Below are 17,175 nucleotides of genomic sequence, written 5' to 3'. Positions count from 1 at the left end.
ACCCGGCCGCCAATGACCTCAGCGCTCGCTCGTATCAGCGGGTGATGATGTGAGAGTATCAGCGCATGCTGACTTCAGTCGATCCTGACGTGATCCGGGTGCTGGGCGATCCGCTCCGCCTGAAGATCGTGACCCTGCTGGCGCGCGAGACGCTCTGCACGACGCACCTGGTCGAGGAGACCGGAGCCAGGCAGACCAATCTGTCCAACCACCTGAAGGTGCTGCGCGAGGCGGGGCTGGTGGAGACCGAGCCGTGCGGCCGCTTCACCTACTACAAGCTCAAGCCGGAGGTCCTGACCGGGCTCTCCGAGCACTTCGCCGAGCTGGCCGCCTCCGCCCGCACCGCCGCCGAGAACAAGAGGGCCTGCCCGTGACCTCCACCGAGGCCACCACCGCCGCGGGCCCCGCCGGGGGCGGGGACGACTCGATCGTCAAGAAGCTCTCCACCCTCGACCGCTACCTGGCGGTGTGGATCCTGCTCGCCATGGCCGTCGGTCTGGGCCTCGGCCGCCTGATCCCGGGCATGAACGACGCGCTCGCGAAGATCGAGATCGGCGGCATCTCCCTGCCGATCGCGCTCGGCCTGCTGGTCATGATGTACCCGGTCCTCGCCAAGGTCCGCTACGACAGGCTCGACCGTGTCACCGGCGACCGCAGACTGCTGCTCTCCTCGCTGGTCATCAACTGGATCGTCGGGCCCGCGGTGATGTTCGCGCTGGCCTGGGTCTTCCTGCCGGACCTTCCCGAGTACCGCACCGGCCTGATCATCGTCGGCCTCGCCCGCTGTATCGCCATGGTCATCATCTGGAACGACCTCGCCCGCGGGGACCGCGAGGCCGCCGCCGTGCTGGTCGCCCTCAACTCCGTCTTCCAGGTGGTCGCGTTCGGTCTGCTGGGCTGGTTCTACCTCGACCTGCTGCCGCGCTGGATGAACCTCGGCGACGGCCAGGGCCTGGACGTGTCCGTGTGGCACATCGCACTGAACGTCGTCATCTTCCTCGGCGTCCCGCTGCTGGCCGGCTTCCTCACCCGCCGCATCGGCGAACAGAAGCTGGGGCGTACCGACTACGAGGCGAAGTTCTTGCCGAGGATCGGTCCGTGGGCGCTCTACGGGCTGCTGTTCACCATCGTCATCCTCTTCGCCCTCCAGGGCAGGACGATCACCTCCCAGCCGCTGGACGTCGCCCGGATCGCGCTGCCGCTGCTGGTCTACTTCGCGATCATGTTCTTCGGGACCTTCCTCCTCGGCAAGGGCCTCGGTCTGGCCTACGACCGCACCACGACGCTGGCGTTCACCGCGGCGGGCAACAACTTCGAACTGGCCATCGCGGTCGCCATCGCCACCTTCGGCGTCACCTCCGGCCAGGCCCTGTCAGGCGTCGTCGGCCCGCTCATCGAAGTCCCGGTCCTCATCGGCCTGGTCTACGTCGCGCTCGCCTGGCGCCGGAAGTTCGCCGCCGACGCGGTGACGACGGCCCCGTGACGCAGTACCCGGACGTGGTGGTGGCCGGCGGCGGCCAGGCGGGGCTCGCCGCCGGTTACCACCCGCGGCGACGCGGCCTCGACTGCGTGATCCTGGACGCCGGTCCGGTGCCCGGCGGGTCCTGGCAGCACATGTGGGACTCGCCGCACCTGTTCTCCCCGGCGGAGCACTCCTCACTGCCGGGGCGGCTCATGCCTGCCCAGCCCGGCGAAACGTACCCGAACGCCGGGCACGTGGTGGACTACCTCACCGACTACGAGAAGCGTTACGAGCTGCCCGTGCGGCGCGGGGCCCGTGTGGACGCCGTACGCCGCGACGGCGACCGGCTGCGGGTCGAGGCGGACTCCGGCACCTGGCGGACCCGCGCGGTCATCAGCGCGACCGGCACATGGTCGCGGCCTTCCTCCCCGCCGTGCCCGGCCGCAGCGTCTTCGCCGGCCGGCAGCCGCACACGGTGAACCACCGCCACCGCCGTCACCGACCGGTGGGGTACCACCCACTACGGCCGTCTCTCCGGGCTCCTCGCCGCCCCGGGGACCGCCGCATCCGCCCTCGCTCCGTTCGCCGGCGCCGCCCTCGCCGCGCCGCTCGGCGGCTACCCCCACCTCTTCGGCCTGCTGGCCCGGCCCTGGTCTCCGGGCTCGCCGCGCTCAGCGCCCTCGGTACGGCACACCCGGGGACGCAGAGTGACGCCAACTCGCCCGTCATGCGGTGAAGGCCGCGGATGGCGGTGCCCGGCGGCCCGTGCGCGGTGACGCCACAGCCGCCCGACCCGCATACCTGCCTGGCGCACAGGCCAGGACTCCGCATACCGAACGTGCTCAACCGGCCAACGGACTATTTCCGGCCAACTCTTGATGCGCCCCTGACAGAGACACGGCTCTGGTGCCACTCTTCCCCTCGACCGCCGCGCGGCTTTCAACAACGCGACGGTTTCTCTTCACGCAATACCCGTTGTGCACCGCCCAGTTCTGCGTACCGCCCCCGCACTGCCCGGACGGCGATCCAGCCGGCCGGTAGCTCTGGCCGCGCAACCCGCGGCCGCGCAGAAGGAGTCCGTGTTGAGAAACACCTCCCACAGACGTCTCGCCGCAGCCGGTGCCCTCTCCGCCGTCGCTGCTCTTCTGGCCGTCGCCGTCCAGGCCGGCCCCGCCACGGCCGACGGCACCGCCGCGAAGGGCGCCCCCGCCGCCCAGAAGCTCGGGAAGGTCGACCCCGGCGCCCTCGCCGCCAAGCTCTCCCCGCCCAGCGCGCGGAGCTCCTGCGCGAGGCCAACGCCACCAAGGCGGACACCGCCAAGGACCTCGGCCTCGGCGCCAAGGAGAAGCTCGTCGTCCGCGACGTCACCAAGGACCGTGACGGCACGGTGCACACCCGCTACGAGCGCACCTACGACGGCCTGCCCGTCCTCGGCGGCGACCTGGTCGTCGACACCGCGAAGTCGGGGAAGACCGAGGGTGTCACCAAGGCCGCGAAGGCGCGGCTCAAGGGCATCGACATGAGCGCCGAGGTCAAGGCGTCGGTGGCGGAGAAGCAGGCGCTGAGCGCCGCGAAGGCCGAGGGCTCGAAGAAGACGGACGCGGACCGGGCGCCGCGCAAGGTCGTGTGGCTGGCCAAGGGCGAGCCGGTCCTCGCGTACGAGACCGTGGTCGGCGGTCTCCAGCACGACGGCACGCCGAACGAACTGCACGTCGTCACGGACGCCGCCACCGGCAAGAAGCTCTTCCAGTGGCAGGGCATCGAGAACGGCACGGGCAACACCCAGTACAGCGGCCAAGTGCCGCTGGGCACCGCTCAGTCGGGGTCGAACTACACGCTTACCGACACCACCCGCGGCAACCACAAGACGTACAACCTCAACCGCGGCACCTCCGGCACCGGCACCCTCTTCTCGGGCGCCGACGACGTGTGGGGCAACGGCCTGCCCGCCAACCTGGAGACCGCCGGCGCCGACGCCCACTACGGCGCCGCGCTGACCTGGGACTACTACAAGAACGTGCACGGCCGCAGCGGCATCCGCGGTGACGGCGTCGGCGCGTACTCCCGGGTCCACTACGGCAACAACTACGTCAACGCCTTCTGGTCGGACTCCTGCTTCTGCATGACGTACGGCGACGGCGCGGGCAACGCCAAGCCGCTCACCTCCATCGACGTGGCCGCCCACGAGATGACGCACGGCGTGACGGCCGCGACCGGCAACATGACCTACAGCGGCGAGTCCGGCGGCCTCAACGAGGCCACCTCGGACATCTTCGCGGCGGCCGTCGAGTTCAACGCCAACAACGCCCAGGACAAGGGCGACTACTACGTCGGCGAGAAGATCGACATCAACGGCGACGGCACCCCGCTGCGCTACATGGACAAGCCGAGCAAGGACGGCTCGTCCAAGGACGCGTGGTACTCGGGCATAGGCAACATCGACGTGCACTACTCGTCGGGTGTCGCCAACCACTTCTACTACCTGCTGAGCGAGGGCAGCGGCAAGAAGGAGATCAACGGCGTCCAGTACGACTCGCCGACCTCCGACGGCCAGCCGGTGACCGGAATCGGCCGGGACAAGGCCTCGCTGATCTGGTTCAAGGCGCTCACCACGAAGTTCACGACCACGACCAACTACGCGCAGGCCCGCACCGGCACGCTCGCGGTCGCCGGTGAGCTGTACGGCACGACGAGCGCGGAGTACAAGGCCGTGGCGCACGCCTGGGCCGCGGTGAACGTCGGCAGCCGGCCGGGCGGCGAGACGCCGGGCGGCACCTCCTTCGAGAACACCACGGACGTCGCCATTCCGGACAACGGCGCCGCGGTGACCTCCTCGGTCAACGTCACGGGCCGCACCGGCAACGCGCCGAGCGCCCTGAAGGTCGACGTCGACATCGTGCACACCTGGCGCGGTGACCTCCAGGTCGACCTGGTGGCCCCGGACGGTACGGCGTACCGCCTGAAGAGCACCAGTTCCTCGGACTCGGCGGACAACGTCAAGGAGACCTACACGGTCGACGCGTCGTCCGAGGTCGCCAACGGCACCTGGAAGCTGAAGGTCCAGGACAAGGCCGCGCAGGACACCGGCTACATCAACAGCTGGAAGGTCACCTTCCCGTAGACCTGACCGCTGTACGGACGGCGCCGCCCCGGGTGAGAACTTCCCCGGGGCGGCGCGCATTTGTCTGCCCCGGTGATGGCCCCGCTGTTCGTATTACGTATGTTGACCATCGCTCATCGGACCACTTCCGGCCAATATCCGGCCAAAGCCCTGACATGTACCTGGCCCGAATGTCACTCTTCCCGGCAAGTCCCCCACAGAAGGAGCCCGTGTGACCTCCCGCATATCCCGCATATCCCGCAGACGTTCGACGCTGACGATCGCCACTGGCGTCGCCGCCGGAGCGCTGCTCACCGCCGGCCTGACCACCGGCGCCTCCGCCCAGCCGGAGAAGAGCGCCGCGTCCTCCGACGCGCCGGTCGCCCTCTCCGCGTCGGCGCGCGCGGAGCTCCTCCAGGACGCGAACGCCGACAAGTCGGCGACCGCCGACCGGATCGGTCTCGGCGCCAAGGAGAAGCTCGTCGCCCGCGACGTCGTCAAGGACCCCGACGGCACCACCCACACCCGCTACGAGCGCACCTACGACGGCCTGCCCGTCCTCGGCGGCGACCTCGTCGTGCACACCGCGAAGAGCGGCAAGGTGGAGGGCGTCACCAAGGCGACCGAGGCGACCGTGAAGGTCCCCTCCACCGACGCCGGGCTGGCCAAGTCCTCCGTCGCGAAGTCCGCCGAGTCGAGTGCCGCGAAGGCGAAGACCGCGCAGGCCGACGCGCAGGCCCCGCGCAAGGTGATCTGGGCCGCCTCCGGCAAGCCCGTCCTCGCGTACGAGACGGTCGTCACCGGTGTGCAGAAGGACGGCACGCCCAGCAGGCTGCACGTCATCACGGACGCCGCGACCGGCAAGAAGCTGTACCAGTACCAGGACATCGAGAACGGCACCGGCAACAGCCAGTACAGCGGCAAGGTCACCGTCGGCTCGAAGAAGGGCACGAGCGGCTACGAGCTGACCGACAAGGCCCGCGGCGGCCACCGCACCTTCGACCTGAAGCACGCGGAGAGCGGCGCGGGCAAGCTCTTCAAGGACGCCAACGACGTCTGGGGCAACGGCAAGCCCTCCAGCGCGCAGACCGCCGGCGTCGACGCCGCCTACGGCGCCCAGCTCACCTGGGACTACTACAAGGCGGTGCACGGCCGCAAGGGCATCAACGGCGACGGCAAGGGCGCGACCTCGCGGGTCCACTTCGGCAACGGCTACGTCAACGCCTTCTGGGACGACAGCTGCTTCTGCATGACGTACGGCGACGGCGAGGGCAACAAGAAGCCCCTCACCTCGATCGACGTCGCGGCGCACGAGATGACGCACGGCGTCACCTCGGCGACCGGCAACATGGAGTACAGCGGTGAGTCCGGCGGTCTCAACGAGGCCACCTCGGACATCTTCGCCGCCGCCGTGGAGTTCAGGGCGAAGAACCCCAAGGACGTCGGTGACTACCTCGTCGGCGAGAAGATCGACATCAACGGCGACGGCACCCCGCTGCGTTACATGGACAAGCCCTCCAAGGACGGCGGCTCCTTGAACTACTGGCGCGCCGGCGCCGGGAACGTCGACGTCCACTACTCCTCGGGCATCGCCAACCACTTCTTCTACCTGCTGTCCGAGGGCAGCGGCAAGAAGCGGATCAACGGCGTCCAGTACAACTCGCCGACCGTCGACGGCTCCAAGGTCAAGGGCATCGGCCGCGCCAAGGCCGAGAAGATCTGGTTCCGGGCCCTGACCCGGTACTTCACGTCGACCACCGACTACAAGGCGGCCCGCAAGGCCACCCTGCGCGCCGCGAAGGACCTGTACGGCGCGACCTCCACGGAGTACAAGCGCGTGGCGGCGGCCTGGTCCGGCGTCAACGTCAAGTAGTACGCGGGGACTCCAGTAGAACCCCGGCAAGGGGCGGCGTCCGGACGGGACGCCGCCCCTTTCGCGGTCACCTCATCAGCAGCCCGGCCGCCTCCCCCGTCGTCTCCGAGGGCACCGCCACCAGCCCCAGTTCCGCCCCGTCGGCCAGCAGCCGATGCGCCGGCAGAATCCGCACGGTGTAGCCGAACGACCCCGTCCGGTCCAGGGCGAGCGGCCCCTCGTACACGTGCCGCCCCTCCATGTCGGGCCCGCTCGCCGGCTTCAGCGGCACCGGCGTGGCCCCGGTGATGTGGTCCTCGGGGTCGACCCTGCCGGCGACGGCCTGCACCTCCACGTCGTCCGGGGTCAGCTCCCCCAGGTGGACCCGGACCCGCAGGGCGAGCGTGGCGCCCAGTTCGGCGGTGGTGCCGGTCGCCGACGCCTCCACGTGGTCGACGGCCACCCGCGGCCAGGCCGCGCGCACCCGGGCCTTCCACGCCGCCAGTTCCCCGGCGGCCGGGACGTCGAGCGCGCGGTGGGCGCGGGCGGCGGGGGCGTACAGCTCCTCGACGTACTCACGCACCATGCGGTCCGCGAGGACCTTCGGGCCGAGCCGGGTCAGCGTCCTGCGGACCATCTCGATCCACCGGTCGGGCAGCCCGCCGGGGCCCCGCTCGTAGAAGCGGGGGGTGACGCGGCGCTCCAGGAGGTCGTACAGCGCGGCGGCCTCCAGGTCGTCCCTGCGGTCGTCGTCGGTGGCGGCGCCGTCCGCCGTGGGGATCGCCCAGCCGAAGTCGGGCTCGAACCACTCGTCCCACCAGCCGTCCAGGACGGAGAGGTTGAGGCCGCCGTTGAGGGCGGCCTTCATGCCACTGGTGCCGCACGCCTCCAGGGGCCGCAGCGGGTTGTTCAGCCACACGTCGCAGCCGGGGTAGAGCTTCTGCGCCATCGCCATGCCGTAGTCCGGCAGGAAGACGACGCGGTGGCGTACGCGGGGGTCGTCGGTGAAGCGCACCAGTTCCTGGATGAGCCGCTTGCCGCCGTCGTCCGCCGGGTGCGCCTTGCCCGCGACGACGATCTGCACCGGCCGCTCCGGGTGGAGCAGCAGCTCCATCAGCCGGTCCCGGTCGCGCAGCATGAGCGTGAGCCTCTTGTACGAGGGGACACGGCGCGCGAAGCCGACGGTGAGGACCTCGGGATCGAGGACCTCGTCGATCCAGCCCAGCTCGGCGGTGGCGGCGCCGCGCTGGCGCCAGGAGGCGTACAGGCGCCGCCTGACCTCGTCGACGAGCTGCCCGCGCAGGGTGCGGCGCAGTTCCCACAGGTCGGTGGCGTCGACGTCGGCGAGGTCGCGGGCGCCGAGCGCGAGGACCTCGGGGGCGACCCAGGTCGGGGCGTGCACGCCGTTGGTGACCGAGGTGATCGGGATCTCCTCGGGGTCGAAGCCCGGCCACAGGCCCGCGAACATCTCGCGGCTGACAGCGCCGTGCAGCGTGGAGACGCCGTTGGCGCGGCTGCCCAGGCGCAGGCCCATCACGGCCATGTTGAAGAGGTTGGGCTCGCCGCCCGGGTAGGTCTCCATGCCGAGCCGCAGGATGTCGCCGACGTCGACGCGGGGCAGTTCGGCGTCGGGCCCGAAGTGGCGGGCGACCAGCTCCCGGTCGAAGCGGTCGATGCCCGCGGGGACGGGCGTGTGGGTGGTGAAGACGGTCCCGGCGCGGACGGCCTCCAGGGCGGTGTCGAAGTCCACGTCGGTGCCGGTCAGTTCGTGGATGCGCTCCAGGCCGAGGAAGCCCGCGTGCCCCTCGTTGGTGTGGAAGACCTCCGGCTCGGGGTGGCCGGTCAGCCGGCAGTACGTCCGTACGGCGCGCACCCCGCCGATGCCGAGGAGCATCTCCTGGAGCAGCCGGTGCTCGCTGCCACCGCCGTAGAGCCGGTCGGTGACGTCGCGCTCGCCGCGGTCGTTCTCCTCCACGTCGGAGTCGAGCAGCAGCAGCGGCACGCGACCGACCTGCGCCTGCCAGACGTGGGCGCGCAGCGAACGGCCGCCGGGCAGGGCGAGCGCGACGAGGGCGGGGGTGCCGTCGGCCTCGCGGAGCAGGGTCAGGGGCAGTTCGTTCGGGTCGAGGACGGGATAGTGCTCCTGCTGCCAGGCGTCGCGGGAGAGCGTCTGGCGGAAATAGCCGTGCCGGTAGAGCAGCCCGACGCCGATGAGCGGCACCCCGAGGTCGCTGGCGGCCTTCAGATGGTCCCCGGCGAGGATGCCGAGGCCTCCGGAGTACTGCGGCAGGGCGGCGGTGATGCCGAACTCCGGTGAGAAGTACGCGACGGCGCGCGGCAGTTGCGCGTACCCCCCGGTCTGCTTCTGGTACCAGCGCTCTCCGGTGACGTACTCCCGCAGCTCGTCGGCGGCTTCGCCGAGGCGGCGCAGGAAGTCCTCGTCGCGCGAGATCTCGGTGAGCCGTGCGGCCGGTACGCCGCCGAGCAGCCGCACCGGGTCACAGCCGGACGCCTCCCACAGGCCCGGGTCGAGGGACCGGAAGAGTTCACGGGTGCGTGGCTGCCAGGACCAGCGCAGATTGCGGGCCAGCTCGGCGAGGTCGCCGAGGGGCCCGGGAAGGACGGGACGGACGGTGAAACGACGGATTGCCTTCACGGTCTCCACCTTCGCGGGAATTCGCGGGGATGTGTCACATATCGGCCTACGCGACACGAAGGTAGCGGCGGGCCGCCTGGTGCCACCACGGCGCACGGGGCGCACGCTCGGCGGCCCGGTGACCCCCGTCGGTGGCCCGGCCGGCGGTCCGGGCGGCCGGGATCAGCCGAACCAGCGTGCGCGCTCCGCCCGGAACGGGTCCGCCACCAGGGCGGGTCCGTCCGCCCAGAGCCGGGCGGCGCGGCGGTCCCGCGTGTAGCGCGGCCATGCCCCGCCCGGGTCGAGGTCGCGCACGAAGGCGGTGAGGGCGGCGTGCACCGCGTCGGCCAGGTGCTGCGGCGGGGCCTCGCCCGCGGCGGCCATGACGCCTTCGACGCCGAGCAGGTCGAACGCGAAGGGCAGGTCCAGGCAGTGGACGGCGAGGCCCCGCGTGCCGCCGCCCGGCACGGGCGGGGCCCACCCGAACTCGTACAGCCAGGTGGGACGTCCGCGGGCGGCGCGGGCCTCCGCCACCGCGAGGTTCGGCCTGCGGAAGACGAGGTCGGTCAGCTCCTGGCCGCCGAAGGCGTGGAACTCGTGCCGCGTGAAGCCGAGCAGCAGCGGCACCTCGGCGCCCAGGTCGCCCCCGGTCAGCTCGGCGAGCACCGGCCGCGGGATCAGTTCGCCGTCGGCGCGGGGCTGGAACGGCGGGCCCGGCAGGTGCGCGCGGTCGGGGCCCGGCGCGTCCACGGCCTCCTGGAGCGCGAGGAGCCTGTCGTCGCTCAGGCCGCGCAGCGCCGCGGCGGTTGCGGGCACGCCCGTACGCCGCGTGAACAGCTCGGCGACGGCGGGGCCCGTCCACCGCTCCTGCGGCTCCATCAGCGGGGCCGACATACTGATCGCCGCGCGGAACAGGCCGCGCGCGGCGGGGGTCACCAGCAGCGTCTGGACGGCTCCGGCGCCCGCCGACTGCCCGGCGACGGTGACCTTCGCGGGGTCACCGCCGAACGCGGCGATGTTGTCGCGCACCCACTCCAGGGCGGCGATCCAGTCGCGTACGCCGCGGTTGTCCGGGGCGTCGGCCAGGTGCAGGAAGCCCTCGATGCCGAGCCGGTAGCCGATGGAGACGAGGACGACGCCGTCGCGGTTGAACGCTGCGCCGTCGTACCAGGGACTGGCGGCGGACCCGGCGGTGAATCCGCCGCCGTGGATCCAGACCAGGACGGGGAGGGCCGCGCGGGCGCCGGGGGCGGGGACGGGGGCGGGTGTGAAGACGTTCAGGTTCAGGACGGCGTCGCCCGGTACGGACGGCTCGGGAACCGTGGCGCCTTCACCGACCGCGCGGCGCTGCGCGGTCGGTCCGTACGCGGTGGCGTCCAGCGGGGCGGCCCATGGCGCGGGGGCGGCGGGCGGCGCGAAGCGGAGGGCGCCGACGGGCGGGGCGGCGTAGGGGATGCCGAGGAACCTGAACGCGTGGGCACCGTGGACGCGGCGGCGCTCGCCGCGGACGGGGCCGTGGGTGGTGGTGACGGTGGCTGTGGCGGTGTCGGTGGCGGTGGCGGTGGCGGTGGCGGTGGCGGTGGTGGCCGGGTGTTCGGGCATGGGGGCAGCCGACACCTGATTCGGCCGAATGAGCAAGGCCGGCGGATCCGGCCGCACGGGCAAGTCGGCGGCCCTCTGACCACGACCCCGTACCCGCTGTAATCTGCGAAGCCGCAAAGCTGCGAAGTGCTGACGCGTCCGGCGCGTCACAGGAGTTGACAACAGAAACACCGGGGGGGCGGGGCGCATGATCGGCCGGTTGCGGGAGAATTCGCCGCTGCGGGTGGGGCCGTACGAGACGCTGGCCCGGCTCGGCTCGGGCGGCATGGGCGAGGTGTTCCTGGCCACGCCGGGGCCCTACGAACCGGACGCGCTCGTCGCCGTCAAGGCCATCCGCCCCGATGTCGCGGGCGACGCCCCGTTCCGGGCCCGGTTCCGGCGTGAGATATCCGTGGCGACCTCCGTGGACAGCCCCTACGTCGCGCAGGTCGTCGCCGGTGACGCGGACGCCGGACAGCCGTGGCTCGCCACGGAGTACGTCGCCGGGCCGAACCTCGCCGAGGCCGTGCGGCGGCAGGGCCCGCTGCCGGTCGCGTCCGTCGCCGCGTTGGGCGCCGGCGTGGCCCGCGCCCTGGCGGCCGTGCACGCGGCGGGCGCCCTGCACCGTGACCTGAAGCCGGCGAACGTCCTGCTCGGCGCGGCGGGGCCGAAGCTCATCGACTTCGGGGTGGCGCGGGCGCTGGGCGCGACCACCATGACGTCGACGGGCCTGCTCGTGGGCACGCCCGGCTTCATGTCCCCCGAGCACGTGGCGGGCGGACGCCACGTGGTGGCCGCCTCCGACGTGTTCTGCCTCGGCTCGGTCCTGGCCTACGCGGCGACCGGCAGCGACCCGTTCGGAGACGGCCCGGTGGCGGCGGTGCTGTACCGCGTCTCGCGCGCCGAAGCCGACCTCGACGGCGTACCGGCAAAGTTGCGGGACATCATCGCGTCCTGCCTGACACCGGACCCGGCACGACGTCCGGAACCGGCAGAGCTGGCCGCGGGGTTGGAGGCGCTGCGGGGCGGTGGTGAAGGGGGCGGTGGCGAACCCGGCGGCCCCGGCGGCGTGCGGAACGGCGGCGCACACGGCGGCGCCCGCGACGCGCGGGACGGTGCCGGCCCGGGCGGCCCGCGCGACATGCGGGACGGGGCCGACCGCGACACGCGCCGCGACGTGCGAGAGGACGACCTCGGCGGCCCCCGCGACGCGCTGGACAGTGCCGCCCACGGCAGCTCCCGCGACGTGCGAAACCCCCACGGACACACCGGCCCCCGCAACGTGCGGAACCCCCAAGGAGCCGGCGCCCCCCGCGACGGACGCCCCGCCACGGAAGCGGAAACGGAAGCCGAAGCCAGAACCAGGACCGAAGCCCAAGCCAGAACCGAAGCCCAAGCCGGAGCCGGAACCGAAGCCGAAGCCAGAACCGAAGCCGGAGCCGGAGTCGGAACCGAAGCCCAAGCCCAAGCCCAAGCCGGAGCCGGAACCGAAGCCGAAGCCAGAACCGAAGCCGGAGCCGGAGTCGGAACCGAAGCCGAAACCGAAGCCCAAGCCGAAGCGGAAGCCAGAGCCGGAGTCGGAACCGAAGCCGGAGCCGAAGTGGCCGTCGGAGGCTACCGTGCCCCCTGGCCCCCGGCCCTGCTCGCCGCCATCGTCGAGGTGCGGCGCGACGTCGAGCAGCTGTGTGCCTCGGGGCGGCCCCTGCTGCCCCTGCCCGCGCCGCCCGCCGCCGCCCCCGCGCACCCGCCGACGCAGACCCCCACCTGGACCCCGGCCACGGCCGGCGCCTCCCCGCAGAGCTCCGAGGTGCACGGGCTGCCCACCATGAGTTCCGCCCCGCCGCCGCCCGCCCGGCGCGGCCTCGGGCGCCGTGGCACGGTCGCGGTCGTCGCCGCCGTGGCTGTGGCGGGGGCAGCCGTCGGCGCGCTGCTCACCCTGCGCGGCGGCGACTCCGGCTTCGGTTCCGGTTCCGAGGCGGGCGGCAACGGCGCGGGGAGCGGCGCCGCCACGGGGTCGAGGGCGCCGGGGGCCGCGAAGCCGTCGCTCTCCCCCGCCCAGTTCGCCGCCCGCGCCGGGGTCGACGCGTCCGGCACCGCCGACCGCAGCGGCCTGGTCCCGCAGTACGAGGAGCAGCGGCCCAAGGGCTGGCAGCCGTGGCGGGCCAGGTTCGGCCACGCACCGCTGAGCTGCGCGGCCGACACCCAAGCGGTGGTGTGCTTGCTGACCAACGGCACGTACGAGGCGCGCGACGCCGCCGACGGGCACCGCCTGTGGACCTCCGACGGCCGCTCGGCCGAGGAGCGCGACACGAACGGCGAGGCGTACGTCGGTCCGACCGGGGCGTTCTTCATGCCGGGCGACGACCAGGACCCCGTGGTGCGCGGCGGGACGACCGTCATCGCGTACCAGGGACGGTTGCAGGTGCGGGAGTCCCGCTCCGGCGACGTGCGCTGGACCGCCGGCGCTCCCGCGGGCAAGAAGGTCACCGGCGCCCTGCTCACGGATGACCACCTGATCGTCTCCTCGGAGGGCAAGCCGGGCGGCCCGGACGGCCCCCTGGGCGCCACGCTCCAGGCCTTCCCGCGCGAAGGGGGCGGCGGTGACGCCGTGTGGACGTACGACCTCGCCACCGGCACCCTGGCCAAGGCCGAGCAGGGCGGCTACACGGCCGAACTCGCCCACGACGGCGTCGTCTACGCGGACTCCGAGGACGGGGTCGTCGCGATCGACGAGAAGAAGGGCGCCCGCGTGGGCGACGCCTACGACGACGGCCAGTGCCGCACCCTCATGGCCGACGCGGCCTCCGGACAGCTGCTGTGCTCCCAGGTCATCGGCGACACCGGCGACTTCGAGGACCCGACCGCCGACCCGCAGACCCGCGTGACGCGCCTGGACCCCCGTACGCTCGCCGTCGAGGGGAAGTTCGGCTTCAAGGCCCCGCCGATCGGCTCCGACGGACATCCGGGACTGGACATCGTGGTGAGCGCGGTCACCCCCGACGCCGCCCTCGCGTACGACACGACGGGCGGCAAGCTGCTCGTGGCGGACCCGAAGAACGGCCGCGTCATCCGCGAGGAACGCCTCTCCGTCGTCGACCACCTCATCGAACGCCCCGTCTCCTCCGGGGCCCTGGTCATCGGCGACCGCGCCCTGACCGCCGACAACACCACCCTGCGCACCGTGCCGCTCACCGAGTCGGGCGGGGTGCGCGCCGTCAAGGTCCCCGGCGCACCCGGCAACCGCCGCCCGAAGCCGCCGCAGGACACCGGCAGCGTCCTCGCGGACCAGCCGAAGCCGCCGACGGTCCTGCCGCTCGGCGGGATCGCCACGATCGTGTACGACCAGGGGACCGTCGTCTCGGTCGAGCTGCCCTCCTGAGTCCCCCCGCCCCGGCGTACGCCCGCCGTCCCGCCCCCGTCCAGCGCCCTTTGGAGAAGCCGTGCTCGACCCCCTGCCCGGGCCGCCGCGCCACGTCGGCCCGTACCGGCTGCTCGCCCTGATCGGCGCGGGCGGCATGGGCGAGGTGTATCTCGCCCGCGCGGCACGGCCCGGCGCGCCGCTCGTCGCGGTCAAGACGGTGCGGCCCGACCTCGACATCGACCAGGAGTTCCGCACCCGCTTCCGCCGTGAGATCGCGGCGGCGCGCGCGGTGTCGGGGCCCGGCACGGCCGAACTGCTCGACGGCGACGCGGACACGGAGGTGCCGTGGCTCGCCACGGGGTACGTCGCCGGGCCCTCGCTCGCGGAGACGGTACGGCGGTGCGGGCCGCTGCCGGCCGACGCGGTGCGCGCGCTCGGCGCCGGTCTCGCCCGCGCGCTCGCCGCGGTGCACGCCGCGCAGGTCCTGCACCGGGACCTGAAGCCGGGCAACGTACTGCTCACCCCCGAGGGCCCGACGCTCATCGACTTCGGCATCGCCCAGGCCTTCGACGCGACGGCGCTGACGACGGCGGGCATGGTCGTGGGCACCCCCGGTTTCATGGCGCCCGAGCAGATGGAGGGCAGCCACGCGGTGGTGCCCGCCTCCGACGTGTTCACGCTGGGCGCGGTGCTGTGCTTCGCGGCGACGGGGCGCGGCCCCTTCGACGACCAGGAACTCGCCTCGGTGATCTTCCGCATCGCGCGGGGCGACGCCGACCTGTCCGCCGTGCCCGACGAGCTGCGCGACGTGGTCGCCGACTGCCTGCGCCGGGCGCCCGGCGACCGGCCCACCGCGGCCGCGCTCGCCGACCGCCTGGCGGGCACCGCCGGGGCGGGCGTACCGTGGCCCGCCCCGGTGCTCTCCCTCTTCGCCGAGCACCGGGAGGCGGTGGCGCGCTGCGAACAGGCCGTGGCGCGCGCGTCGTTCGCGGCGGCGGACACCGCCACGGCCACGGACGGCCGCCCTCCGCTCCCGCCCCCGCCTCCGGCTCCCTCCTCCCCGGCGCTTGCGGGCCCGGCGGCTCCCCACCCCCCGAGCACCCGCCGCCGGGCGCCGTGGATCCTCGCGGCAGCCCTGGCGGCCGTCGCGGTGACACTGGCAGCGGTGCTGCTGCCGGGGAACGGCGAGGGCGGGGACTCCCCGGGCAGGAACGGTTCCGCCGACGGCACCAGCAAGGGCGGGGGCAAGGGCCACGCCGACCGCGTCGTCACCGCGTACGGAAACCCCGGGCGCACCGGCGACTTCGGCGCCGCGACCACCCGCGCCTCGGCCCGCCCCAAGGGCTGGAAACCCTGGACGGCGGCGCGCCCCAAGAGCCTGGACGACCAGGGCAACGGCTGTGTCCTCGTGACGTCCACGCTGGTGTGCCGGGACGGCAAGGGCGCCGCGACGGCCCTGGACGCGGCGACCGGCGGCCACCGCTGGACCTCGCGCGGCTTCACGGCGGAGGCCGGTGCCCTCCAGGGCGTCCAGACCGTGCCGCCCGAGAGCGACGGAGAGCGCGTCTACGTCCCCAGCGAGCGGGGCGTGATCGCGGTGGACGTGACCTCCGGCGCCGAACGCTGGCGCGAGCCGCTGCCGTCCGACACGGCGGTCATGCAGCTCACCTACGCGGACGGCGTCGTCTACACCGCCGAGTTCGGCTTCTCGGACGAGGCGGCCGCACCCGGCGAGGCCCATGTCCGCGCCCGCCGGGCACGTGACGGCCGCGAGCTGTGGAGGTCGCCGCGGCTGCCCGCCAAGGTCCAGGACGCGCTCCTGATCAAGGGCGGCCGCCTGTACGCCGCCATCGAGGGCAAGGGCGTGCTGGCCCTCTCCGCCGAGACCGGCGGGATCGTCCGCACCGCCCCCGCGCAGCCCTGCCACGGGCTGCTCGCCTACCGCGCGTCCCTGCTGTGCTGGGACCACGGCGCCCGGGGAATCCGCGAGCTCGACCCCGAGACCCTGGCCACGCGCCGCACCCTGGCCCCCGGCCTGGAGCCCGCGCTCCCTCCGGTCGTCGGCGACGCGGGCGTCCTGGTGGTGACGGCCCGCAACCCCGACGCCGACGACCCCGTCACCCACCACATGTCGGCCTTCGACTGGCGTACGGGCAGACGCCTGTGGCGCTACGGCGCGCCGCAGGACACGGTGACCGTGGCCCTGGCGGGCAAGCGGGTGCTGGCCGTCGGCCTGTACGAGATGTGGGGCCGCTCCACCGCCGACGACCTGGACTCGTACCGCAGGAAGAACATCCCCCGCCCCGACGGGGAGACGGAGTTCGACGACGCCCGGCCGCTCGGCGCTCCCCTGTACGCGGGCGGCGCCCTCTTCGCCGCTACCGACGACGGCAGGATCCTCTCGGGTTACGCGCCGTGATCACGCGCCCTGACCGCTGCCGGGGGCGGCAGGCCGCCGCGATCCGTGCCGTGTCCCAGTAGAAGGGCCGCACCTCCACGATCCGGCCGCCCGCCACCGCCACGGTCTGCAGGATCGGGAAGGCGAGGTCGCTGCCCGTGGCGCGCGCCGTCGCCCGCACCTGTGTGTGGACGACGGCTGTGGCGCCCGTGGCGAGGAACTCCTGTTCCGTCATGGCGAACGACTCCCACGTCTCACTCATCGCGAGGAAGAAACGCGCCAGTCCCTCGTGCCCGCGCCACGTGCCGCCGTACGGCAGGCCGGGCGCCTGGTGGAGGACGACGTCGGGTGAGAAGTAGGGGGCGAGCGCGTCGAACGAGGCGCGGCCTGGGCCGCCCGCCGCGAGGTACTCGGCCTCGGCCGCGTACATGCCGGTCAGGACACGCACGGAATCCGTGGTGTGCATGGTTTCCATGGCCCTCGTCCGACCCCGAACAGGCCGTAGGGGACCGGCGGTTACCGGAGCCGTACCTGGGCGCCGGGGCGGCGGACCGCCGGACTTCCCGCCGACCACCCTGAGGGCATATGCGGCTGTCCCGTACCGAACAGTGTGTTTTCGGACCCGTGACGCCCTTCTCAGCGGGGCCGGTCTTGCACGGGCCATTACGCACTAGTAGTTAACAAAGCGCCGGATTGCCCACCCGGAGGGTGTGGGAAGGCTCCTGCGGTACACACTCCGGCACACCGCGGCCGGCACGCGCCGCGAAACCTCTCCACACCCCCGTA

At 73.1% G+C, this 17,175-nt stretch carries 8 protein-coding genes and 3 pseudogenes; 8 read left to right on the top strand and 3 right to left on the bottom strand.

Going from position 1 to position 17,175, the window contains the following annotated elements; genetic code table 11:
- Nucleotides 1-65: 65 nt before the first annotated feature.
- The 6 genes and pseudogenes from ACOBQB_RS36355 (at nt 66) to ACOBQB_RS36330 (ending at nt 6,435) form a co-directional block, all read left to right on the top strand.
- Nucleotides 66-374, top strand: a complete 309-nt coding sequence (locus ACOBQB_RS36355) for an ArsR/SmtB family transcription factor (RefSeq protein WP_423598084.1) — start codon at nt 66-68, stop codon at nt 372-374.
- Nucleotides 371-1,483 carry an ACR3 family arsenite efflux transporter gene (arsB, locus tag ACOBQB_RS36350; protein WP_423598082.1) on the top strand — a complete coding sequence of 371 codons (1,113 nt, stop codon included), beginning with the start codon at nt 371-373 and terminating at the stop codon, nt 1,481-1,483. The genes ACOBQB_RS36355 and arsB overlap by 4 nt, the downstream gene beginning before the upstream one ends.
- Nucleotides 1,480-1,949: pseudogene (locus ACOBQB_RS36345) on the top strand (NAD(P)-binding domain-containing protein); the annotation flags it as partial. The gene arsB and the pseudogene ACOBQB_RS36345, both read left to right, overlap by 4 nt.
- Nucleotides 1,948-2,238: pseudogene (locus tag ACOBQB_RS36340) on the top strand (hypothetical protein); the annotation flags it as partial. The pseudogenes ACOBQB_RS36345 and ACOBQB_RS36340, both read left to right, overlap by 2 nt.
- Before the next feature lie 306 nt (nt 2,239-2,544).
- Nucleotides 2,545-4,583, top strand: a pseudogene (locus ACOBQB_RS36335) (M4 family metallopeptidase).
- A gap of 211 nt (nt 4,584-4,794) precedes the next feature.
- A complete protein-coding gene (locus ACOBQB_RS36330; RefSeq protein ID WP_423598080.1) occupies nt 4,795-6,435 on the top strand; it encodes a M4 family metallopeptidase in 1,641 nt (546 codons plus the stop codon).
- A gap of 67 nt (nt 6,436-6,502) precedes the next feature.
- On the opposite strand, the gene glgP is transcribed toward ACOBQB_RS36330, so the two are convergent.
- On the bottom strand, nt 6,503-9,070 hold the full coding sequence (gene glgP, locus ACOBQB_RS36325) for an alpha-glucan family phosphorylase (protein WP_423598077.1): 2,568 nt from the start codon (nt 9,068-9,070) through the stop codon (nt 6,503-6,505).
- Nucleotides 9,071-9,232: 162 nt separating this feature from the next.
- Nucleotides 9,233-10,651, bottom strand: a complete 1,419-nt coding sequence (locus tag ACOBQB_RS36320) for a carboxylesterase/lipase family protein (protein WP_423598075.1) — start codon at nt 10,649-10,651, stop codon at nt 9,233-9,235.
- A gap of 199 nt (nt 10,652-10,850) precedes the next feature.
- Here ACOBQB_RS36320 and ACOBQB_RS36315 point away from each other — a divergent pair, with 199 nt between their 5' ends.
- Both ACOBQB_RS36315 and ACOBQB_RS36310 read left to right on the top strand, forming a co-directional pair.
- Complete coding sequence (locus ACOBQB_RS36315; RefSeq protein ID WP_423598073.1) at nt 10,851-14,009, top strand: protein kinase domain-containing protein; 3,159 nt, start codon at nt 10,851-10,853, stop codon at nt 14,007-14,009.
- Nucleotides 14,010-14,070: 61 nt separating this feature from the next.
- Nucleotides 14,071-16,410 (top strand): protein kinase domain-containing protein, encoded by a 2,340-nt coding sequence (locus ACOBQB_RS36310; RefSeq protein WP_423598071.1) that lies wholly within the window; start codon nt 14,071-14,073, stop codon nt 16,408-16,410.
- Here ACOBQB_RS36310 and ACOBQB_RS36305 read toward each other — a convergent pair.
- Nucleotides 16,370-16,864 carry a nuclear transport factor 2 family protein gene (locus tag ACOBQB_RS36305; RefSeq protein ID WP_423598069.1) on the bottom strand — a complete coding sequence of 165 codons (495 nt, stop codon included), beginning with the start codon at nt 16,862-16,864 and terminating at the stop codon, nt 16,370-16,372. The two genes, ACOBQB_RS36310 and ACOBQB_RS36305, sit on opposite strands and share 41 nt — an antisense overlap.
- Nucleotides 16,865-17,175: the final 311 nt, after the last annotated feature.

The sequence above is a fragment of the Streptomyces sp. G5(2025) genome (assembly GCF_049542075.1).
Taxonomy (GTDB): domain Bacteria; phylum Actinomycetota; class Actinomycetes; order Streptomycetales; family Streptomycetaceae; genus Streptomyces.
Note: the sequence above shows the minus strand (reverse complement) of the source record. Positions and strands in the feature narration are given on the sequence as shown.

What these genes read in the sequence shown, in the direction of transcription:
- ACOBQB_RS36355 (WP_423598084.1), top strand. Translation starts at nt 66, where the DNA reads ATGCTGACTTCAGTCGATCCTGACGTGATCCGGGTGCTGGGCGATCCG.
- ACOBQB_RS36320 (WP_423598075.1), bottom strand. Translation starts at nt 10,651, where the DNA reads ATGCCCGAACACCCGGCCACCACCGCCACCGCCACCGCCACCGCCACC.
- ACOBQB_RS36305 (WP_423598069.1), bottom strand. Translation starts at nt 16,864, where the DNA reads ATGGAAACCATGCACACCACGGATTCCGTGCGTGTCCTGACCGGCATG.